Below are 21,657 nucleotides of genomic sequence, written 5' to 3' on the forward strand. Positions count from 1 at the left end.
AAGAGATGTAAGAGCATTTAAGATTACAATTTATAAACTAATGCAAAAATCTATATAAATCGTTAACATATGTTTTTTGTCCACTCTCAAAAATATTTAAGCAATTGAAATTAATAATCAATCCCATAGGTACCTCTAGTAATTTCATATAAGTCAAAAGCTGAGCTTCGTGAATAGGTAATACCTTCTCAACCGCTTTTAGCTCTACAACCAAACAATTTTCTACAAACAAGTCACAAAATAATTCAGTCTCGACCAATTCTTCTCTATAATAAACTGGCACTAGCATTTCTGATTTGAAACTAATATTGCGATAAGTTAATTCTTTCTTAAGGCATTTATGATATATACTTTCTAGTAAACCGGGGCCTAAAGCTTTATGAACTTCAATCACGGCACCGTTAACTTTATAAATTAAGTTTTTCAAATATTCCTTATCCATAGGCTTATATGGTCTTACATTTCTTATGTGGTTTAAACAATCTACTCCTCGCTAGGAAACAAAGAGGCCAGCACCAATTTAATCTCACCAAAAGAATAATCCTTTCCTAAAAAATCTCGGATAGTAGCCATCGATTTTGTTTTTTGGCTTTCTACAGCATCGGTAATATTTTTGATTTTGTTAGCCTTAACCAATTTAGAAACATCCAATTGCTGCGTAGCAACATAGTAAGCTAAATGCCCTTCGATAGTTCCAACAGAAAAACCTCTTTCCCTGGCTATTTCTTCAAGATTTTTCCCTTGCTCATAAAGTTCAAAACTCAATAATTTAGTGTCAATTTTTGGCTCCTTTTTCTTTTTCTCAACAGCCGATTTTACCTTTAATACCTCTCCTTTTAACCGAATTGCCTTCTGCAGTTGTTCGTTGCGCTCAGCAGTATTTAATAAGGCATCGGTATCAGCTTTGCTAAATTCTTTACCTTCAATTATGGCTTGCAACAAGGCTTTGCTTTTATGCATTTTTTTAAGCTGTTCGTAAACTAAAATCTCCAGCTCAAGCAATTCTGTTAAATAGGTTTTAATCTGTTTTTCTTCTTTAACCGATTCAATATGTGCTAAAAACTTATCTGAAATACCTTTAACTAAAGGATTAAAATATTTTAAAGCAGCCTCCACTCTTTTCGAAACATTAAAAAATGTGTGTTCCGTTTGTTCAGCAAAAAGACCTTTAAGTTGATTTACAAAAGTATCTGCCGTCGCCGTTATTTTTTGGAAATCCCTAAAAATCTCCATTGTCCAATCATCATATTTTTGCTTTACAGATTTCTCTCCCTTATCAAAAGTCTGGAGATGTTCTTTAATGTAATATCGAATCAGATTTAAATCAAATGCAGTCAGTAAATAGGTTCTAATAAAATCGTAACTCTCAGCACTAATCTGCTCTGTTAAAACTTCTGCAGTTTGTTTAGACTTAGAAAAATAGTGGATATTTTGATCCTGTTGCAAACCACTTTCACGCAAATGCGAGGTTAAAACCAAACCCTTTAACGAACGTAATCTCGATAGTGCAACATAGGCCTGACCGGGAGCAAATGCATCACCAACATCAATAATCGCCTTATCAAAAGTTAAACCCTGACTTTTATGTACTGTAATTGCCCATGCCAATTTAATTGGATATTGAATAAACGAACCAGCAACATGCTCTGCAATTTCGTTAGTAGCTTCATTAAGTTTATATTTTACGTTTTCCCAAGTGTAAGGCGAAATTTCAATTACAGTTTTTTCTTCAGGAAGCTCAATTTCAATTACATCTTTTTCTATGTGGTGCACCACCCCAATTTTGCCATTGTAATAGCGCTTTTCGGCAGTCATGTCATTTTTTATAAACATTACTTGTGCTCCAACTTTCAGCTCTAAACTTTTATCGTTTGGATATGCATACTCATTAAATTCGCCTTGAATCTTTGCATCAAAAAAGTAAGATTTATTTTTAAGCTGGGTTAATCTTTCTCGATTAATGCTGTCAGCTTTATTATTGTGTGTAGTGAGCGTAATGTAGTTTTCATCTGTTGATGGTTTAAAATCCTGCTTAAAATGCTGGCGCAATAAGGCTGTATCTTCTGGAGTAATTTTATTGTTTCTCAGGTTATTCAAAAGGCCGATAAATACAGCATCATCCTGACGGTAAATTTTATCCAGCTCAATGTAAATGGGTGGATTATTCTGCAGAGCCAAAGCATCAAAAAAGTAAATACTTTTATAAAAACCAGCCATCACCCGCCATTCATCGTTTTTTACTACTGGAGGAAGCTGGTGCAAATCGCCAATAAAAAGCACCTGAACACCGCCAAATGGCACATTTCTATTTCTCCTAACATAGCGCAAAGCAAAATCAATCGCATCAAGCATATCGGCCCTCAACATACTTACCTCATCAATTACCAAAAGTTCCAGCTCTTGCAACATTCTACGCTTATTGCCCTGCATATTCATATGCTTTACAATTGTTTTTGGCGTATTGAAATTAAAACTGATGTTTTGATTAATGATATTCCCTGCAGAATCTGGAAAGAAAGCCCCAAATGGCAATTGAAAAAGCGAATGAATAGTTACCCCCGAAGCATTAATCGCAGCAATTCCAGTTGGTGCACAAATCAGCGCTTTTTTGTGTGTTAATTTTATCAGCTTTCGCAAGAAAGTTGTTTTTCCTGTTCCCGCCTTTCCTGTTAAAAACACATGTTTTGAAGTGTAATTAATAAATTTCGCCGCGATTTCAGCGGCCATAGATGTTTCTTCTAATTCTGGCATCGGCAATAATATTTTGGGTTGGGTTGTTTTGGAGGGATAAAATAAAGCTAACAATTTTAGCACAAAAATAGGTATGATTTGTAAAAAAAATCCTTCGTAAAAAAAATAATTTTCTGTTGCGAGTATTTATCATTTGGAAATGTACGCTAAGCTTTCATCGGGAATAACAGTCCTGCTGTCCGCTTTATCCCGATGAAATATCGGGATGCTCACTGCCATCAGGTTAATGAATTAAGTTTTGTGCTTTTGGCAAAAAACCACTCCCAATCCCTCCTTGAAAATAAGGATGGGAGCTGTACTATGTTTATTCAGAATTTGCATAAAAATTTTGGTTGCTGGGTTAACCTAAAATCCAATATTAAATTCAGAAAATCCGACATTCCACTTTGCTACTCCCTCCCATTTTAGGATGGGTTGAGGGGATAAACTAGTCCCAATAAAAAGAAGAATATTCCTTAATATGACTTTATCCAATCCATTTTCGATTAAACAATTAACCAGTTAGAACAGTTAATCAAAATTCTTATCTTTGCAACCTGATGAAACAAAATTATTCAAATCTTATCGCAGTTAAATTCCTTTAACTAGGTTTCATCGCCCATTTTTACCCACAATTTATTATGCTTAACCCTGAAATAGAAAAACGTAAAACCTTTGCCATTATTAGTCACCCCGATGCGGGCAAAACCACGCTGACGGAAAAATTCCTGCTTTTTGGTGGCGCAATTAATACGGCCGGTGCGGTAAAACGTAACAAAGCAAACCAGAGCAATACTTCCGATTTCATGGAAATTGAGAAACAACGTGGCATCTCGGTTGCAACATCGGTAATGGGTTTTGAGTACAGCGGTAAACGCATTAATATTTTAGATACACCAGGGCACAAAGATTTTGCGGAAGATACTTACAGAACTTTATCTGCAGTAGACAGTGTAATTTTAGTTGTAGATTGTGTAAAAGGTGTAGAGGAACAGACCGAAAAGCTAATGTCGGTTTGTAGAATGCGAAATACGCCTGTAATTATCTTCGTTAATAAAATGGATAGAGAAGGTAAAGAAGCCTTCGATTTATTGGATGAAATTGAAGAAAAATTAAATATCAGCTTATGTCCACTTTCTTGGCCAATTGGCTTAGGGCATACTTTTAAAGGTGTTTATAGTATTTACAACAAACATTTAAATTTATTTCAGCCCGATAAAACCAAAATCTCCAATTCGGTAATTGCCGTTGAAGATTTGGATGATAATAACCTGACCAACTTTTTAAAAGAAAAGGAAATTAGCAACCTAAAAGATGATTTAGAGCTCGTTGACGGCGTTTATGGCCAAATTGATAAGGACCTCTATAACGATGGTTTGTTGGCGCCTGTATTTTTTGGCAGTGCAATTAATAACTTCGGGATTAAAGAACTTCTGGATACGTTTATCGACATCGCTCCAAGCCCACGACATAGAGAAGCCGAAGAACGCGATGTTTTGGTTGATGAGAAAAACTTTAGTGGCTTTGTATTTAAAATCCATGCCAACTTAGATCCAAAGCACCGCGATAGAATTGCTTTTTTACGTATTTGCTCGGGTAAGTTTGAACGCAATAAATTTTATTACCACACCCGTCAGGATAAGAAACTAAAATTCTCTAACCCGATGGATTTTATGGCCAATGAAAAAAGCATTGTGGAAGAGGCTTGGCCTGGTGACGTTGTCGGATTGTACGATAGCGGTAACTTCAAAATCGGCGATACTTTAACCGAGGGCGAAAAATTGCAGTTTAAAGGTATCCCAAGTTTCTCTCCATCTATTTTTAAGGAAGTAGAAAATATGGACCCGATGCGTACCAAACAATTGGAAAAAGGTATAGAACAGTTAACTGATGAAGGTGTTGCGCAATTATTTGTCATGCAACCCGGAAATAGAAAGGTAATTGGTGCCGTTGGTGAACTTCAGTTTGAGGTTATCAACTTCCGTTTAGAGCATGAATATGGCGCAAAATGCCGTTTCCGTACTTTAAGTTATACGCGTTCTAGTTGGGTTACTTCTTCAGATAGAAAAAAATTGGATGAATTTGTGAAACGCAAACAACAGCACATTGGTTTTGATAAAGAGGCCAATCCAGTTTATTTATCGGATAGCGAATACATGATCAATTTAACTAAACAGGATTATCCTGATATTGATTTCCATAAAACGAGCGAATTTAAATGACCACAAACCCCTTAAGGGGCTTTACTGGCGATATTCAAACCTCGCAGGTTTTCAAAACCTGCGAGGTTTTTTTGTGTGCTTCCGTTATTGAGAGGCATCATCGCTGTTAGATTGCTTCATGCCTCGCCATGATGATCATTCTTGTTTAGTATCAGAGACAAAATTAAAATACTAGTTTTGAATGATTGAATGGCTATTTGCTACACTCTCTAATTCAAAATTCACTCATTCTCTTATTTCCCTTTACTCAAATCCCAAACCTTTAAATTATTTAATATTGCTTTTCCGCCAGTTGCAAAGGCAGAGAAACCCATTGCTCGCTCATCAGGAAAAACCATGGTCGTAATTACTTTTTCGCCACCATTTCCGAAAACCTCTAAAGAAGATTTATCAAGCAAAATTTGAAGCTTAATTTTATCTTTAGAAGGATTTACATTTGCAGATTGAAAGATGTTTTTGTCGTTCTTAATCCCTTTTTCAGATCGAGAACAATCTACATAAATTTGCTTCTTGACCACATCATAACCGACTTCAATTTCCTTCAAAATGTTTCCCTTTTCATCTTTTAACTGAGCGATTTTGAAACCGATATTTTTTGCGTCGCTAACAGAAAATTCTGCATCGATCCAGTAAGTGTTTTTACTCGTTCCTAAATCAGTATTTCCATTTAAGCTAACATTTTGCTTGGTTATGAAATTGCCTGCTGAATGTTTTTTAAGATTATCGGTAATAAATGAGGTTGGCTGTTGAAACAACCTTACGCCGTCTGGAGTAGTTTTTAATGCTAAATCTCTTGGGATGGACATCTGGCCTTTCCATGGAAAAGTTTCCTTTCCACCCGGCTGTAACCAGCCCAATAAAATTCTTTGGTTTTTCGGTGCATCATTCCATGGGATTCCGGCATAGAAAGAATCACCCTCATCAATTAATAAGGTCAACTTTGCATCATTATCATTTTTGAAAGTTTTGCCATCAAAATCGCCTATAAAATATTGCATTGTAGGGCCTTTAGGACCAAATAATGAAATAACCAAGATCCATTTGGTATTGCTTTTATTTCCATTTACAGCTAGAGGAACCATAAAAGGACATTCCCAACCGCTTCCCTGGCTACCCTGTTTCCCGAAATCGCTTAGCATCGTCCAATCTTTTAAATTCTTTGAACCATAAAATCTTGCCTGATGTTCATCTACCATTGCCACCGTCATAATCCATTGTTTAGAGGCCTCATGCCACCAAACATTTGGGTCGCGGAAATCCTTTTTGTTTAAATCGATTATTGGATTTTTGGCATAATTGGTAAAAGTTAAACCGCCATCATTGCTGTAGGCCATATATTGCGATTCGTTGTGCTGTTTAGGCAAGTCGGCTGTATAAAAAGCCAAAATTGGTGCTTTACCATTCCCCAAACCGCTTACATTATTTTTATCTAAAACTGCAGAACCAGAAAAAATCATGGTTGTTGTATCCTTTGTGATCTTTTCAGGAATCGCAACAGGTAGATTTTTCCAATTCACCAAATCCTTGCTCGTTGCATGGCCCCAACTCATATGGCCCCATTTATTTTCGAAGGGGTTATACTGAAAATAGAGATGAAATTCTCCGTTTAGGTAAATTAAACCGTTAGGATCATTTAGCCAATTGGTAGGCGAAGTAAAATGATAAACCGGTCGCCACTGTGGTGTTGGTTGCTGGGCTAAAACGTTTAATGTAATTAACCATAAAAAAGCAGTGATGATTTTAATTTTTTTCATAAGGGTATATTTGGTTGGCGTTATTGTTCTTCTTTGCTTTGATATTGACTGTAAGTCTGCTCCAGTCTTTTCTTGATCTTATAAATCAGTAACCTTGGCGAAAGCACTTTAACACATTCTCCAAAGCCTAAAATTTCTCTTTCCAGCTCATAATTTAGCACAACATCAATTCTAAAGGTAGTGGTTTTTTCGTTTTTACTTAACACCACTTGCGATGAATGTAGGGGCTTAGTTACAACATAAAGTGCATGTTCGTTGGTAAACTCTAAAATTACCTTTTGTGCCCGATCTCGCTCAGTCTTTGTTACACCAATTAAATCATCGTAATATCTGTCAAAGTCTACACCTTGATAACCAACAAATTCTTCATTTGGCAGTTCTTGAAATTCTTCAATTCTATCTAAGGCTAAATTTAAAATTCCAGGTCGTTTCTTGGCTTTGCAGATTAAAAACCAACGGTTTCTGTATTCCTTTAACAAATAAGGATAGTAAATTCCCTGTTGTGCCTGTTGGGCTTTGAACGATTTATATTCGATTAACAGCGAACGTTTATTTAAAACCGCTTGATACAATGGCGGAATGCATTCTAAACCTTTTACTAGCTTATTGCTTTCCAGTTGGATGTTATTGCCACTTTGCTTGGTCGATTTATACAGGTTATTCTCCAAACGGGCAATCATATCGCTCATCTCATCGAAATAATTAAAGGCGTTAAATTGCTTCAATACACCTACAATTTCTTTCATTTTATCTACGTCGGCATTATTAATTGGTGCTTTTGTAATACTGAAACTCGAATCTTCATAAGCGTAAAAGCGTTTATCCTGAACCACAATAGGTGCATTGTATCCCAGCTTATCACTTCGCATCAATTGAATGTCAGCCTGAATGGTTCGTTTGCTTACGCCAGAAGTAATGCCCTCTAACTCATAAAGCGTTGCCGAAACCTTTTCTATAATATCGTCTAAAGTCCATTTTCTGTAACGGTTTTTCAAGCAATCATCTATGGTTTTGTATCGGATAAGCGCTAATTTATTTACAGCCATTTTTAATGAATTTGGTTTTCAGCTAAAAATCTGATGGTTTAGCTCACCTAAATATAGAAAAGTCTTTAGCAACTACGCAATACAATTGCGCAATTGAAACAACGACATTGTTATTATTGTGATTTTAAAATTTTATTTAATTGATAATAAAACAGTTAATATTTTATCTAAAAATTATTTTTTACTGCGCAAATCGTTCGCGTAGTGGTGGTAGCATCTTTGTAATGTTGGTTATGAGGTACATAACTCAAATGAGATTGTTAAATCGCTCTCATGATTAAGGCCCCTCGGCAGGTGATTGATGCCTGCTGAGGAATAGTTCTTTGAGCAATAAAATTATTATAAAGAAATCCCGAAAGGGATGGCAATACTAAATAACGACTATCCAAAGTTGTGGGTTTCGAAATGGCTCCAAAGTATTCACGCCGTTGCGCAGAATATTCTGATGGAAATTATGATAGATTGTCTAAAACACGTTGTGTGTCGTGGGTTCGAATCCCACTTCCGGCCAAGGCCGGAATAGCTCAGGGGTAGAGTAACAACACCAATATGCAGGTTCGAATCCTGCTTCCAACCAAAACTGGAATAGCAAAATGGTAATGCAATGGATTAGGGTTCCATCTTAGAAAGAAGAGATACTTCAAATTTCTCATTAAAATTAGCATTGCGAAATGCATTCGGCTTAAAGGATTGTAAAATCTTCAAAAGCAAATTTGCCTTTTGCTTTGAAAGTAAAAACGATGAAAGAGCTGATTTAAAAATCAAGTCTTCTGGCAGGAGAAAGCAGTATTCGACAAAGAATATCGCCGAAACTAAAAGTAGATTTCATTCTTAAAAACATCAAGATTCAATTTACTTCCGCAGAAAACAAATTAATGTTTTTCGCAGTGCTTTGTAAAGTATAAAATTAAATAATTATTAACCATACTCATTAAAATCCTCCTTTTAAGGGGAGAATTTAGGTGGGGTTTAACATCAAAAAAACATGAAAAGAGTAACCATTAACACCAATTATGTTGGATTGGTGTTTAAAAACGGAGAATTAAAAAGAGTATTAACAGCAGGTAGTTACTGGTTGGGTTTTAGCGAAACCATCACCATTTACGACATGAGTAAAGAATATTACTACACTGTTGCAGAGTTAGATGTATTGTTGTTGAATGCCGAATTTGCTAAATTAATTTATTTGGTAAGCGTTGCCGATAATGAATTGGCATTGGTTTATCAAAATAAAAACTTCAAAAATGTTTTAACAGCAGGCAGGTATGCAATTTGGAAAGGCTTGTCTGAATATGAGTTTATTAAAGCTGATATCAGCAAAATAGAAATTGATGAAACTATAGATGAAAATTTATTCTTAAAAGCCACATTAATGAACTACATCAGAATTTATAAAGTAGAGGCTCAAGAGCAAGGATTGTTATTTGTTAATGGCGCTTTCAGACAATTATTAACCGCAGGAACTTATGTGTTCTGGAAAAACAACATTGATATCCAAGTTTTAAAAACCGATATGAGACAATTAAATATGGAGATTATCGGTCAGGAGATTTTAACAAGAGATAAAGCACAATTACGAATGAACTTTACCATTCAATACAAGGTAGAAGACATTGTTAAAGCGTTATTGGTAAATAAAGATTTTGAGAAACAATTGTATATCATTATTCAATTGGCTTTAAGAGAAGCTGTAGGTTTATTAACTTTTGATGAGTTAATGGAGAGCAAAGAAAAAATTGGAGCTACAATTTTAGAAAGCACAATTAACAAAGCCGAAGAGTTAGGTGTGAAATTGGCAAACTGTGGTGTTAAAGATATCGTTTTATCTGGTGAGATTAAGGACATTATGAACCAAGTTTTAATTGCTGAGAAAAAAGCTCAAGCCAACATGATCACGAGAAGAGAGGAAACTGCATCAACCAGAAGTTTGTTGAATACCGCCAAATTAATGGAAGAGAATGCCATGTTGTACAAATTGAAAGAAATGGAATACGTGGAGAAAATTGCAGAAAAAATCAATACCATCAGTTTATCTGGAAGCGGTCAAATTGTAGATCAATTGAAGCAAATCTTCGTAAAGTAAACATTTTAAGCGTATTGCCATTGCGAGGCACGAAGCAATCCTACTACTATCGCTAGGCTAGAAAAACTATCGCTTTAAGATTGCTTCGTGCTTCGCAATGACGGAAATGGTGAGAAAAATCACTTAAAATAAATTAAATTTAGAAACCCCTCGGCTAGGTGAATGATGCCTGCCGAGGATTAGTTAGAGAATAATGAAAATAGACGAAAACAAAACTGAAATATTAAAAGCTTTTGATATTTATCGAAATATTGTATTTGCGACAGATACAGATTTGAGTTTTTGGAAATCATTTTTGGATACATCAATTAATAGTTATAAAATAAATAATCCAAATCAAGTTGGGTTATACGAAGCTGGATTCTATGTATATGAATACAATTCCAAGTACAATGGTCTTTTAAAGGGGCACCAAAAAAGTCGTTCAATTGAAACAAGTAATCTTGAAACATATAAAAATGATTTTATTTCTTGGATATCTAATCTTGCAATATTGAAAATATATAATGCTTTAGAAAACTTTATTCTACAAGCAATCCATATTAGATATTTCCCTGAAAACAAACATGCAGTAGGAAGTAAAAAAGCTATTGATAAGTTGAATAATGAAATTAAAACTTATCTATTGGATAATAATTTGAGCATTGACACAAAAAACAATAGACATATTATTCAATTCCTTAAAAACAAGTCATCTAATGTTACTATATTTTTAGAGCATCGAATGAATATTGACATTACCACCAACTGGGAAAATTTTTTTGAACTGATTTCAATATTAAGAAACGTAGTTGCTCATCAAGGAACCATCGTTAGTCTCGACACGCAAAATGAAATAAAATCAAAAGCAAAAGATATATTTCAAAGACATTTTTCAATCAACCAGGATGAAATCGGACTTTGGCATCTACAACCAAATAACCAACAATATGCAGGTTTTATAAGTTACTTTAATTCGCTTTCATTACACATTGTTCAGTGCATGTTTGATGAAAATGATTTAAAATTCTTGGGAATGAATTAAAAGATTAAAAAATGAAACACAACATAACAGGTAAAACCTTAATTGCATTAGGGTATACCGAAGGAAAAATATTAGGATTGGCACTCGACATTTTAAAAGAAAACTTCAAAGATGTGGAGGACAATGAAGTCCAAATGTTACTTAAAAAGGTAAAAGACTATCCAGAAAGTTTTTTGGATGATAAGGTATTGAGCGAATTAGCAACTGCCATTATTGAAGAGGCAAATCCTAAATCGAATGGAACAATAGAACTGGTTGAAAACGCAAAAGATTATACCATTTTCGGTGAAGATTATATTGAAGAAGGCGCCAGAAACCAAATGGATATTGCCATGAAACTACCAGTTTCAATTGCTGGAGCATTAATGCCCGATGCACACCAAGGTTATGGATTGCCGATTGGTGGTGTTTTAGCCACCCGAAATGCGATTATTCCTTATGGTGTAGGTGTTGATATTGGTTGCAGAATGGCTTTGAGTATTTTCGATATTCCGGAAAAATATTATTTCGGGAAAGATGCCATGTACAAACGCGAACTGATTGCCTTCACCAAATTTGGTGCTGGAAAAGAATTTCGAAATCTAGAACGTGCCGACCATGAAGTTTTAGAAAATGAAGCTTTTAATTCGACGCCTTTTCTTAAAAATTTACACGGTAAAGCTTGGGCACAATTGGGTACATCTGGTGGTGGAAATCACTTTGTAGAATGGGGCATTATCGATTTCGCAGAGCGAGATGAAATCCTGAATATAGATAAAGGTCGTTATGTGGCTTTGTTAACGCATTCGGGTTCCCGTGGTTTTGGTGCAACCATTGCAGGGCATTATACCAAACTGGCGAAAGACATTTGCAAACTTCCGAAAGAGGCTTTGAATTTGGCTTATCTGGATTTGAATTCTGCGGAGGGACAGGAATATTGGATTGCCATGAATTTAGCAGGCGATTATGCTTCAGCCTGTCACGAGGTAATTCATAAACGATTAACCAAAGCCATTGGGGCAAAGGTCTTGGCTAAAGTAGAAAACCATCATAATTTTGCATGGAAAGAAATGCTAAATGGCGAAGAAGTAATTGTTCATCGAAAAGGCGCAACACCAGCTGGAAAAGGGGTAATGGGAATTATCCCTGGAAGTATGACAGCACCGGGATTTTTGGTTCGAGGAAAAGGCGAGACAAGCGCAATCAATTCTGCATCGCATGGTGCGGGCAGACAAATGAGTCGTACGAAAGCCATTCAATCGATTACAAAATCGGATATGAAAGCAATTTTGAAAGATCATAATGTTACCTTAATTGGAGCAGGTTTAGATGAAGCACCGATGGCTTATAAGGATATTAATAAAGTGATGTCTGCACAAACCGAACTTGTAGATGTAATTGCCAAATTTGAACCAAAAATGGTAAGAATGGCTGATGATGGAAGTAGGGAAGATTAAACCTCAAACTGTTAACATAGATTTTAATTACGAAGTTTAACCACGCAGGTTTTCAATAGCTGCGTGGTTTTTTAATCTAATATCATTACAAAACTATAATAGTAAATTAGCACAATTGAGCTTTTCAAAACAATTAAAAGCTCAAATCCGTAATCAAAAAATGTTCTATAATCACTTTATCGTTTTTCTTGGTTTCGCCTTTAGAATTTACAGTATGTGAGATATTGGTAACTGTTAAATATCGTTTTTGGTCGCCGGGTGATTCATGAATACTTACAGTTGCGTAAGCATCACCAACTTCGGTTAAATGTTCTTTTAAAATTTTAAAATTTCCGCTACTTAATTCGCGTTCCAGTTCCCCTTTATTTTCTACGAATTTGATTTTACCATCTAAATCGCGTTTTTTCATCCACTTGTTGTTTTGCTCAGAAAAAGGTTGGGATGCTTTGCCCGAACTGGCCATTAGCATTGGAATAAAAATGATTAAAACGGCTTCAATCACCCATATAAACCATAAAAACCCACCAGAAATAATATTGTGTTTAATAGAGATTGTACCTACTTCATTTAGCTCGAGTATGGCCTTAAATATAATTTCTGGGTGTGAAAAAGCATAGAGAAATCCATCAAGATTAAACGAGGAACGAACCCATGTGCCACCACCCATACTGCCCGAGGCATTATACATAAGTGAGATAAACAATACCCATTGCGCATAAAAAACAAATAGTGCGCAGATGGTTGCCAATATTGTTGCCGTTTTCGGACTGCGTACTTTTCCTATGCCTAAGCCTAAGTTTACGCCCAAGGGAATACAGAAACCTAAACCAAAGGTTATAAAAAAGTTAAAATAAATAAAAGGGATAAACCATTGTAAAGCAATATAGGCAATGGTTAAACCAATTGATGTTATTAGGCTGATTACAACAGCTGTAATAATTCCTGCGATGGGCACTGTGCCAGATGGTTTGTAGTAAAGATCATTCATATAGTATTGGATTTTAATTTCTTGTTTAATACTAGGAATGATTGAGATTTCTTCCGAAGAATATTAAAACTTTCGGAAGAAATAAAATTATTTTAACTTACTCAATGCTGTTTTAATTCTTGGCAACATGTCTTTAATATCCTGTAAGGTACAAGCTCCAACAGAAGCCCTAAACCATGGCATACTATGTTTGTTTCCAAAAGCTGAAAAAGGAACCAAAGCAGCCCCAGCTTCTTTAATAAGATAAAAATTTACATCTGCACTGTCTTTTAAAAGTTGACCATCTGGTGTAGTTTTCCCGATATAATCAATTTTAATGGTTAAGTAAATTGCACCCATTGGCTCAACGGCATCAACATTAAAACCTTCACCTTTTAATTCGTTAAACCCATTGTAAAGGGCATTTAAGCTATCTTGTATCTGACCTTTAAAACCATTTAAGAAAGTATCAACCTGTGCTTTATCATTGAAGTAATTCGACATAGCAACCTGTTCAGCTTTTGGTGCCCAAGCGCCCATGTGGCCAACCAATGCTTTCATTCTGTTTACGATATCTTCTGGACCAAAACCCCAGCCTACACGAACTCCAGTAGCCGCCAAACACTTCGAACTTCCATCTACAAAAACAGTAAACTCTCGCATCGCAGGACGCAATGATACTGGGTTTACATGCTCCTTACCGAAAGTCAAAAGAGAATAAATCTGATCGTACATTAAGTACAAAGGCTTTTCGTTTGCACTGCGAGATGCATTTTCTTCTAAAATTACATCGCAGATTTCAGTTAAAGAATCTGCATCAAACATGGTTCCTGTTGGGTTTAGTGGAGAACACAAAGCCAATAAAGTTGCGCCTTTTAAATGCGGTTTCAACTGCGCAGCCGTTGGCATAAAATTATGAGCTGCATCCGTTTCTACAGCTATTGCATTTGCAGAAGTTAAATGGCAATAATGATTGTTATTCCAAGATGGTGCCGGGAAAACAACGGTATCACCCGGATCTATCAACGCTAAAAATGTAGCGTAAATTAACGGACGAGAACCACCAGAAACCAAAATACTATTGGTATTATATTCTAGCCCAAATCTATCTTTCAATAATTCAGAAACAGTTTCTCTCAATTGTAAAACGCCGTCTGCAGGTGGATAGTTGGTTTGATTTGCATTGTAAGCATCTACAATTCCAGCTTTTAATTCGGTTGGAATGGGGTAGATATTCGAATCGAAATCACCGATGGTTAAGTTAGCGATTGATGCGCCTTTGCGTTTCATTTCGTTAACCTCGTTACCGATTTTTATAATTTCTGAGCCAACTAATGCGCTGGCTAATACTGAAACTTTCATATATGTAAATTGAATGCTGAAATCAGCAATTAAAGTCCTTTTATTATTTTTTGAAGTTCTTTCTTATCTATGCTGCTTTCTTCAGATTTATCATAAAGCGTCAACATATTGATAATAGTTCCTTCGACGGTATTTGAAACTAAATAGGTAATAATTCTAAACACACCACTTTTGCCTTTTCCTTTACTTTTAATGGCTAATCTAATTTTAAAAAGCCCTGATCCCAAATCATTCCCTTGTTCTGGATTCTCAAGAAGTTTTTCTTCTAATTCGTGAAGGTCTTCAACTAAGGAAAGATATTTCTTTTTATAAATTTTGGCTTTCTTGATAAAGACAGAAGAATAAATGATGCTGTTAACCATTAAATATCATTTAAACTCAATGGCTTGCGCTTACCTTGTTGCATTTCTTTAATTTCTTTCAAAGCCTGAGCAATTTCTGAAGTAATTTGACTGGTTGGTTCAGCTTTAACTTTAGCACCTATTTTGCTAAGGAATTCCTTGACGAATCCAGCATCCTTATCCTTAATTTCAATTGTTAAAGTTGTCATAATTACAAAATTAGCAAAATTTTATTTAACCAATTCTTCTATTGCTTTGTTCACTTTTTCGAAACCAAACTGAGCTAAAACAGCTTGCATTGATGCAGAAATTTCCTCGTTGCAAAGGTTGCCAATGCTTCCTTCGTGTGTATGATGTATTTGGCCTGATGGGGCAAAAGTACCATTTTCTATTTGTTCGCCAACAATTTTATATGCTTCTCTAAACGGAACACCTTGCAAAGCCAAATCGTTAACCACTTCTACGCTAAATAAATAATCGTATTTTTTATCCTTTAAAATATCATCCTTAATCGTAATGTTCTGAAACATAAAAGTTGCGATTTCCAAACATTCATTTAATGAGGTGATTGCAGGAAAAAGATTTTCTTTCAATAACTGCAAGTCGCGGTGGTAGCCTGATGGCAGATTGGTAATCATCATGGCAATTTCATTCGGCAAAGCCTGAATTTTATTGCATCGTGAGCGAATCAACTCAAAAACATCAGGGTTTTTCTTATGTGGCATTATACTAGAACCTGTGGTTAATTCGGCAGGAAAACTAATAAAACCAAAATTCTGATTAATGAACAAACAAACATCCATTGCCATTTTGGCTAAAGTTGCCGCAACGGCACTCATGGCTTGTGCTAAAATTCTTTCCGTTTTTCCACGACCCATTTGGGCATAAACAACATTGTAGTTTAAGCTTTCAAAGCCCAATAATTTTGTTGTTAAAGTTCTGTTTAACGGAAAAGATGAGCCATAACCCGCTGCGGAACCCAATGGATTTTTATTGGTAATTTTCCAGGCAGCAAGCATCAGTTCCATATCATCGGCAAGACTTTCTGCATAGGCACCAAACCACAAACCGAAAGATGATGGCATTGCAATTTGCAAATGCGTATAACCTGGCATCAATTTATCTCTATGCGTATTGCTCAATTTAATTAGTAGATTAAACAAAGTTGAAGTTTGTTCGACCATGTCTTGAATACATGCTCTGAAAAATAATTTCAAATCAACCAAAACCTGATCGTTACGCGAACGCCCACTGTGGATTTTCTTACCTGCTTCGCCAATTCGCTGAGTTAATAACCATTCTACCTGCGAGTGTACATCTTCAACACTGTTTTCTATCGTAAAATTTCCGGCTTCGATTTCAGCATAGATATTTTTAAGCTCCTGTTGAACGGTTTTCAATTCTTCTGCAGTTAATAAATTGATGGTTTCTAGCATTTGAGTATGTGCCAAAGAGCCCAATACATCAAATTTCGCCATTTGCAAATCCAATTCGCGGTCTTTACCAACGGTAAATGTTTCTACAAATTGGTTCACATCTATATTTTTCTGCCAGATTTTCATTTTTGATTTGCTGTTTTTATGCCCAAACAAAGGCTATTTAAATAACCGCAAAAATACAATAAATAGATTAGAATTGGCAATGAGATTAGCTCATCAAAAGACTTTTACGCCTTATTGAAATCATTTTTTCAAAGGATCTAATTATTCTTCCTTTAAAACATTATTTTAGTAGAAACTAAGACCCTATTATGAAATCTCTCAAACTATTTTCAACTGTTTTCTTCTTGCTATTTCTACAGAATCTGCAAGCTCAAGAAAAGCCGGCTTTAAGCTGGAAAGACGTCTCCAAATGGAACTTCAATAGAAATGCAACACTCTCGCCAAATGGAGAATGGATCGCTTTAGCAAGCGGACCTGTTGAGGGCGATTTAAAAATGACCATCAGAAAAACGAATGATACGTTATCTCGAACTTACCCCATTGGGGCTATTGCGAACACAATTTCATTTTCTGATGATTCGAAATTTGCGGCTTTTAAAGTTGCGCTTAAAGATGCTGACGCCAAGCTAGCCAAAAAAACCAATAAGCCTGTTTATGACAAATTGCTTTTGGTTTCCCTAGGCGATAATAAACAAACCACTTTTGAGAAGGTTAAGAGCTTTAACTTCTCAGAAAAATCTCCTACGTGGATTGCCATCCAATTTGCGCCTGCAGAAAATGCATCGAAAGAAAAAGATGCGCCAAAAGGTACCGATGTGCTGCTATATAACTTGATCACCAAAAAAAGCTATAATATTGGAAATGTTTCAGAATTTGCCTTTAATAAAGCAGGAACTCAACTGGCTTATATTATTGATGCTGCCGGGCAAAACGGAAATGGCATTTTTATTCGGGATATGAAAACTGGTGTTACAACGGCTTTAGATAATGATCAGGCTGTTTACCAAAAGCTAGGTTGGAATGAAGAAGGAACTGCATTTGCCTTACTTAAGGCGAATAAAAATGATAAATACAAAGATGAAGTGTACAGCATGCTCGGCTTCAATAAAATTAATGGCGACTTAACAAATAAGGTTGTTTACAATGGAATTGACGATTCAATTTTTCCAAAAAACATGGGAATTAATACTAATGCAACCCCATTTTGGTCGGATGATCAAAGCATTTTATTTATCGGAATTAATACCTTAACCAAAAAAGAAGAAAAGAAAGAAGAGAAAAAAACTGATTCTTTAGCAAAAGCTAAACCCGAAGTTAAAAAAGATGACATCGAAAAACCCGATATGATTATCTGGAACTGGCAGGATAAAAGATTACAATCTGCTCAGCAAACACAGGAAACAAGAGATAAAAACTTCAGCTATCTAAGCGCTTATCGCATAGCCGATAAAAAGTTTTTTCAGCTTGCAGATAGTAACATGAGATCGGTAAACGTTAACCCTAAAAGTTTATATGCTATCGGTTACGATAACTCCAAGTATGAATTAATGGGCAATTTAGATGGACAAAGTTATGTAGATGTTTATTTAATTAACTTGAAAACATTTGCCAAGAAATTGCTTTTCGAAAAAATGTATGCCACAAACGGTGGCAGATTGGTGGTGGCACCAAATGGAACTTTAGCGAGCTATTATGTAGATGGAGTATTTTACAGAATTAATTTAGAAACCGGAAAAACAGCCAATTTAACAGGAAAAATAAAAGCTTCTTTTGTTGATGAACTGGACGACCATAATGTGTTAAAACCTGCAACTCAGAATTTAGGCTGGTCTGCTGATTCTAAATATGCCATGATCAAAGACAATTACGATCTTTGGAAAATTTCTTCTGATGGAAGCAGTGTTACCGCATTATCTGATAACTGGAAAAGCAAAAAAGTAGAAGTTACAATAAGGTTCCGTACAGATGTTAACGAAAAAGGAGCCGATTTGAGTAAAGATCAATACTTTGGTGTTTTCAATACTAAAGATAAAAAAAGCGGTATTGGATTACTACCGGCTGGAAAATCAAAAATAAACATTTTGTTTATGGATGATAATGCGTATTCCAATTTTGCAAAAGCTGAACAGGGAAAAGTTTTTACCTACACAAAAAGCAATTTTGCACAGGCTCCAGATTATTATGTAAGTACGGTGAGTGATTTGAATGCGCCAAAAAAAGTGACAGCCAATACACCTGACCAAAGCAAATATGCATGGACTTCAGGTGTAAAATTAATTGATTACGTTAGTGCAAACGGCGACAGCTTACAAGCTGCAATTTATTTACCGGCTAATTATGTTCCCGGAAAAGCTTATCCAACCATTACTTACATTTACGAAAGATTAACCGATGATTTGAATACGTATACCATGCCCACATTTCCTGGCGGTGGATTTAATAAAGCCATGTATTTAAGCAACGGTTATGCTGTATTAATGCCAGATATTAAATACAAATTGAACGATCCGGGCATGTCTGCAGTTGCCTGTGTTGTTCCTGCTGTTAAAGCCGCAATTGCAACTGGAATAGTTGATGAAAAGAATGTAGCCATTCATGGTCACTCTTGGGGAGGTTATCAAACTTCATTTTTAATTACACAAACCAATATTTTTAAAGCGGCCGCAGCTGGTGCACCATTAACCAACATGATTAGTATGTACAGTTTAATCTATTGGAATAGCGGTGGTACTAACCAAGCGATTTTCGAAGCCAGTCAAGGCAGACTAACGCCAGGTTACTGGGATAATTGGGATGCATTTGCCCGAAACTCGCCAGTATACCACATCAAAAAAGTACAAACACCTTTATTACTGTTGCACAATGATAAAGATGGTGCAGTAGATTTTACTCAAGGAATTGAATATTATAATGGTTTAAGGAGATTGAATAAACCCGTGGTGATGATAACTTATCGAGGTGAAAATCATGGAATTGCAAAACTGCCCAATCGTAAGGATTACGCAGTACGGATGATGGAATATTTCGATTATATGTTAAAAGGAAAACCAGCACCAGAATGGTGGAGCAAAGGGGTTAACCGTTTGGATATGGAAAAACACTTAGAAACAAGAGCCTTTGATGAAGATGAAGAAAACTAGGCTATAGTCATCTCGCTTGGTTGACCACAAAAGGAACAAAGAACGCAATTTTATACCCCAATTTTGTCATTTTTTGTTTCTTTTGTGGTTTACTTTTAATCTATTTTCCGTTTATAACTGGCTTTAACATATTTACATAACCTTCTACACCTTCTGCCACTTCCCGAACATATAAAAATTCATCAGCCATGTGTGAGCGACCAGAAAAACCAGGACCACATTTTACCGATGGAATATCTAACAAAGCCTGATCGGAGGTAGTTGGAGAGCCATAAGTTGTTTTTCCGAGCGCAACTCCAGCCAAAACCACAGGATGATTTTTATCAATTGATGATGGTTTTAAACGAATAGATCTGGGAGCAACATCACAATCGACATTTGCTCGAATAATTTCTAAAACCTCTTCGTTTGTATAGGCATCCGTTACCCGAACATCTACTGTAAAAGTACAATTCGCCGGAACCACATTATGTTGAGAGCCCGCATTAATAATGGTAACTGTCATTTTCAACGGACCAAAAACTTCTGATACTTTTGGGAACTGATACGTTCTAAACCATTCGATATCTTTTAAAGCTTTATAAATTGCGTTTTCGCCTTCTTCCCTAGCGGCATGGCCAGCTTTACCATGAGAAACACAATCTAAAACCAATAAACCACGTTCTGCAATGGCTAAATGCATTTCAGTTGGTTCTCCTACAATCCCAAACTCTAATTCACCTAAATCTGGCAACACCAATTCTAATCCATTATTACCCGAAATTTCTTCTTCGGCAGTTGCTGCCAAACAAATGTTATATTTTAAATTTTCCTGTTCGTAATAATATAAAAACGTTCCGATTAACGAAACCAAACAGCCACCCGCATCGTTACTGCCCAAGCCAAACAATTTATCGCCCTCAATTGCGGCATCGTACGGATCGCGGGTATAGCCCGAATTTGGTTTAACGGTATCGTGGTGCGAATTCAATAAAACTGTAGGTTTACTCGCATCGAAGTGCTTGTTATAAGCCCAAACATTATTCATTTTGTGTTGCGTTTTAATGCCGCGTTCTTCTAAAAACTGCGCAATTAAATTCGCTGTTCTATCTTCTTCTTTACTAAAAGACTGAATGCGAATCAACTGGCGCAATAAATCTAAACTCTCTTTTTGTATATTTTCTAACAACATAGTATCAAGTACTGAGTATCAAGTATCAAGACATTTAGCCTTAAACTTGCCACTTTTTAATTTGCTCTTGTCTTTCAGCTCTTAGCTCTCCTTAGTATATAAATTCCCGGCTTTTAAGGCCGAAAGTTTAATTCCTTTAATTAATGATGAACTAAAGCCATTGTGTTCCATTTCGTTTAAACCAGCAATGGTACAACCTTTCGGCGAAGTTACCTTATCTATTTCTGATTCTGGGTGTGTGCCATGTAATAAAAGTAAATCGGCGGCTCCTTTTGCCGTTTGAACGGCCATTTTCAATGCTTCATCCGCATGGAAACCTATTTCTACTCCGCCTTGTGACGCGGCTCTAATCGCCCTTAAAAAGAAGGCTATTCCACACGCACAAAGTGCCGTAGCCGAAGTCATTAAATCTTCATTAATTTTCACTACCGAACCTACGGTTTCAAACATTTTGGTCACACTGATAATATTTTCATCCGATGCATTATCGCTGGCTAGGCAAGTCATCGATTGGCCAATCGCGATTGCCGTATTTGGCATCACGCGAATCACTTCCACATCATCGCCTAACTTCTCCCGAACCGCAACGCAGCTTACGCCAGAAATAACCGAAATTACCAAATGTTTTTTAGAGTCAATCGATGAGCTGATTTCATCCAAAACCGCATTTAACTGCTGTGGCAAAACAGCAAGAATTATCACATCTGCATTCGATACTGCCTGATTATTATTGTTGCTCACCACAAATCCTGCCTCGGCGAAAGACTTTAAATGATTAATATTTCTTCGGGTAAGTATGATGTCGCCTGCCTGAGCAAAATCGGCTTTCACCAATCCTTTGGCTAAAGATAAACCGATATTTCCGCTACCAATTATGGCTATTTTTTTATTCATTTGATTATAAAGATTTTGGTGATTTCACCGATTTTAATCAATTAA

At 36.0% G+C, this 21,657-nt stretch carries 16 protein-coding genes and 1 tRNA gene; 6 read left to right on the forward strand and 11 right to left on the reverse strand.

The window, feature by feature from the left end:
* Positions 1-37: 37 nt before the first annotated feature.
* Both DF947_RS10145 and DF947_RS22640 read right to left on the reverse strand, forming a co-directional pair.
* Positions 38-442: a GxxExxY protein gene (locus DF947_RS10145; RefSeq protein WP_109929576.1), complete on the reverse strand. Its 405-nt coding sequence runs from the start codon at positions 440-442 to the stop codon at positions 38-40.
* Positions 443-483: 41 nt separating this feature from the next.
* The gene (locus tag DF947_RS22640; protein WP_205940774.1) at positions 484-2,751 is read right to left on the reverse strand and encodes a helix-turn-helix domain-containing protein; all 2,268 of its coding nucleotides are present in this window, start codon (positions 2,749-2,751) and stop codon (positions 484-486) included.
* A 620-nt stretch (positions 2,752-3,371) separates the two neighbouring features.
* Between DF947_RS22640 and DF947_RS10155 the strand changes: the two genes are divergently transcribed.
* Positions 3,372-4,952, forward strand: coding sequence for a peptide chain release factor 3 (locus DF947_RS10155; RefSeq protein WP_109929577.1), 1,581 nt, complete (start codon positions 3,372-3,374; stop codon positions 4,950-4,952).
* Between the two features lie 233 nt (positions 4,953-5,185).
* On the opposite strand, the gene DF947_RS10160 is transcribed toward DF947_RS10155, so the two are convergent.
* Together DF947_RS10160 and DF947_RS10165 are read right to left on the reverse strand one after the other, a co-directional pair.
* Positions 5,186-6,706: a glycoside hydrolase family 32 protein gene (locus DF947_RS10160; protein WP_109929578.1), complete on the reverse strand. Its 1,521-nt coding sequence runs from the start codon at positions 6,704-6,706 to the stop codon at positions 5,186-5,188.
* A 20-nt stretch (positions 6,707-6,726) separates the two neighbouring features.
* Positions 6,727-7,752: a helix-turn-helix transcriptional regulator gene (locus tag DF947_RS10165; RefSeq protein ID WP_109929579.1), complete on the reverse strand. Its 1,026-nt coding sequence runs from the start codon at positions 7,750-7,752 to the stop codon at positions 6,727-6,729.
* A 515-nt stretch (positions 7,753-8,267) separates the two neighbouring features.
* Here DF947_RS10165 and DF947_RS22225 point away from each other — a divergent pair.
* From DF947_RS22225 to DF947_RS10180, 4 genes are all read left to right on the forward strand, one after another.
* A tRNA-OTHER gene (locus DF947_RS22225) sits at positions 8,268-8,329 on the forward strand.
* A gap of 408 nt (positions 8,330-8,737) precedes the next feature.
* On the forward strand, positions 8,738-9,835 hold the full coding sequence (locus DF947_RS22505; protein ID WP_109929580.1) for a slipin family protein: 1,098 nt from the start codon (positions 8,738-8,740) through the stop codon (positions 9,833-9,835).
* A 193-nt stretch (positions 9,836-10,028) separates the two neighbouring features.
* Positions 10,029-10,859, forward strand: a complete 831-nt coding sequence (locus DF947_RS10175; protein ID WP_109929581.1) for a hypothetical protein — start codon at positions 10,029-10,031, stop codon at positions 10,857-10,859.
* Between the two features lie 11 nt (positions 10,860-10,870).
* On the forward strand, positions 10,871-12,295 hold the full coding sequence (locus tag DF947_RS10180; protein ID WP_109929582.1) for an RtcB family protein: 1,425 nt from the start codon (positions 10,871-10,873) through the stop codon (positions 12,293-12,295).
* 133 nt (positions 12,296-12,428) lie between these two features.
* Here DF947_RS10180 and DF947_RS10185 read toward each other — a convergent pair whose 3' ends face one another.
* The 5 genes from DF947_RS10185 to argH form a co-directional block, all read right to left on the reverse strand.
* Positions 12,429-13,283, reverse strand: a complete 855-nt coding sequence (locus DF947_RS10185; RefSeq protein ID WP_109929583.1) for a hypothetical protein — start codon at positions 13,281-13,283, stop codon at positions 12,429-12,431.
* Positions 13,284-13,370: 87 nt separating this feature from the next.
* Positions 13,371-14,624 (reverse strand): pyridoxal phosphate-dependent aminotransferase, encoded by a 1,254-nt coding sequence (locus tag DF947_RS10190; protein WP_109929584.1) that lies wholly within the window; start codon positions 14,622-14,624, stop codon positions 13,371-13,373.
* A 29-nt stretch (positions 14,625-14,653) separates the two neighbouring features.
* Positions 14,654-14,986, reverse strand: coding sequence for a type II toxin-antitoxin system RelE/ParE family toxin (locus DF947_RS10195; RefSeq protein ID WP_109929585.1), 333 nt, complete (start codon positions 14,984-14,986; stop codon positions 14,654-14,656).
* Positions 14,986-15,174 carry a hypothetical protein gene (locus tag DF947_RS10200; RefSeq protein ID WP_109929586.1) on the reverse strand — a complete coding sequence of 63 codons (189 nt, stop codon included), beginning with the start codon at positions 15,172-15,174 and terminating at the stop codon, positions 14,986-14,988. Before DF947_RS10200 ends, DF947_RS10195 begins: the two co-directional genes overlap by 1 nt.
* Before the next feature lie 21 nt (positions 15,175-15,195).
* Positions 15,196-16,527 (reverse strand): argininosuccinate lyase, encoded by a 1,332-nt coding sequence (gene argH / locus DF947_RS10205; RefSeq protein WP_109929587.1) that lies wholly within the window; start codon positions 16,525-16,527, stop codon positions 15,196-15,198.
* Positions 16,528-16,715: 188 nt separating this feature from the next.
* Here argH and DF947_RS10210 point away from each other — a divergent pair, with 188 nt between their 5' ends.
* On the forward strand, positions 16,716-19,547 hold the full coding sequence (locus tag DF947_RS10210) for an alpha/beta hydrolase family protein (protein WP_109929588.1): 2,832 nt from the start codon (positions 16,716-16,718) through the stop codon (positions 19,545-19,547).
* Positions 19,548-19,647: 100 nt separating this feature from the next.
* On the opposite strand, the gene DF947_RS10215 is transcribed toward DF947_RS10210, so the two are convergent.
* Together DF947_RS10215 and proC are read right to left on the reverse strand one after the other, a co-directional pair.
* The gene (locus DF947_RS10215; RefSeq protein WP_205940775.1) at positions 19,648-20,718 is read right to left on the reverse strand and encodes a M20 family metallo-hydrolase; all 1,071 of its coding nucleotides are present in this window, start codon (positions 20,716-20,718) and stop codon (positions 19,648-19,650) included.
* An 81-nt stretch (positions 20,719-20,799) separates the two neighbouring features.
* Positions 20,800-21,612 carry a pyrroline-5-carboxylate reductase gene (proC, locus tag DF947_RS10220; RefSeq protein ID WP_109929589.1) on the reverse strand — a complete coding sequence of 271 codons (813 nt, stop codon included), beginning with the start codon at positions 21,610-21,612 and terminating at the stop codon, positions 20,800-20,802.
* Positions 21,613-21,657: the final 45 nt, after the last annotated feature.

The organism is Pedobacter paludis (assembly GCF_003173575.1).
GTDB classification, from domain to species: domain Bacteria; phylum Bacteroidota; class Bacteroidia; order Sphingobacteriales; family Sphingobacteriaceae; genus Pedobacter; species Pedobacter paludis.

Excerpts from the sequence above, each read along its gene's own strand:
- DF947_RS10145 (WP_109929576.1), bottom strand. The coding sequence starts at position 442 with ATGGATAAGGAATATTTGAAAAACTTAATTTATAAAGTTAACGGTGCC.
- DF947_RS22640 (WP_205940774.1), bottom strand. The coding sequence starts at position 2,751 with ATGCCAGAATTAGAAGAAACATCTATGGCCGCTGAAATCGCGGCGAAA.
- DF947_RS10155 (WP_109929577.1), top strand. The coding sequence starts at position 3,372 with ATGCTTAACCCTGAAATAGAAAAACGTAAAACCTTTGCCATTATTAGT.
- DF947_RS10160 (WP_109929578.1), bottom strand. The coding sequence starts at position 6,706 with ATGAAAAAAATTAAAATCATCACTGCTTTTTTATGGTTAATTACATTA.
- DF947_RS10165 (WP_109929579.1), bottom strand. The coding sequence starts at position 7,752 with ATGGCTGTAAATAAATTAGCGCTTATCCGATACAAAACCATAGATGAT.
- DF947_RS22505 (WP_109929580.1), top strand. The coding sequence starts at position 8,738 with ATGAAAAGAGTAACCATTAACACCAATTATGTTGGATTGGTGTTTAAA.
- DF947_RS10175 (WP_109929581.1), top strand. The coding sequence starts at position 10,029 with ATGAAAATAGACGAAAACAAAACTGAAATATTAAAAGCTTTTGATATT.
- DF947_RS10180 (WP_109929582.1), top strand. The coding sequence starts at position 10,871 with ATGAAACACAACATAACAGGTAAAACCTTAATTGCATTAGGGTATACC.
- DF947_RS10185 (WP_109929583.1), bottom strand. The coding sequence starts at position 13,283 with ATGAATGATCTTTACTACAAACCATCTGGCACAGTGCCCATCGCAGGA.
- DF947_RS10190 (WP_109929584.1), bottom strand. The coding sequence starts at position 14,624 with ATGAAAGTTTCAGTATTAGCCAGCGCATTAGTTGGCTCAGAAATTATA.
- DF947_RS10195 (WP_109929585.1), bottom strand. The coding sequence starts at position 14,986 with ATGGTTAACAGCATCATTTATTCTTCTGTCTTTATCAAGAAAGCCAAA.
- DF947_RS10200 (WP_109929586.1), bottom strand. The coding sequence starts at position 15,174 with ATGACAACTTTAACAATTGAAATTAAGGATAAGGATGCTGGATTCGTC.
- argH (WP_109929587.1), bottom strand. The coding sequence starts at position 16,527 with ATGAAAATCTGGCAGAAAAATATAGATGTGAACCAATTTGTAGAAACA.
- DF947_RS10210 (WP_109929588.1), top strand. The coding sequence starts at position 16,716 with ATGAAATCTCTCAAACTATTTTCAACTGTTTTCTTCTTGCTATTTCTA.
- DF947_RS10215 (WP_205940775.1), bottom strand. The coding sequence starts at position 20,718 with ATGTTGTTAGAAAATATACAAAAAGAGAGTTTAGATTTATTGCGCCAG.
- proC (WP_109929589.1), bottom strand. The coding sequence starts at position 21,612 with ATGAATAAAAAAATAGCCATAATTGGTAGCGGAAATATCGGTTTATCT.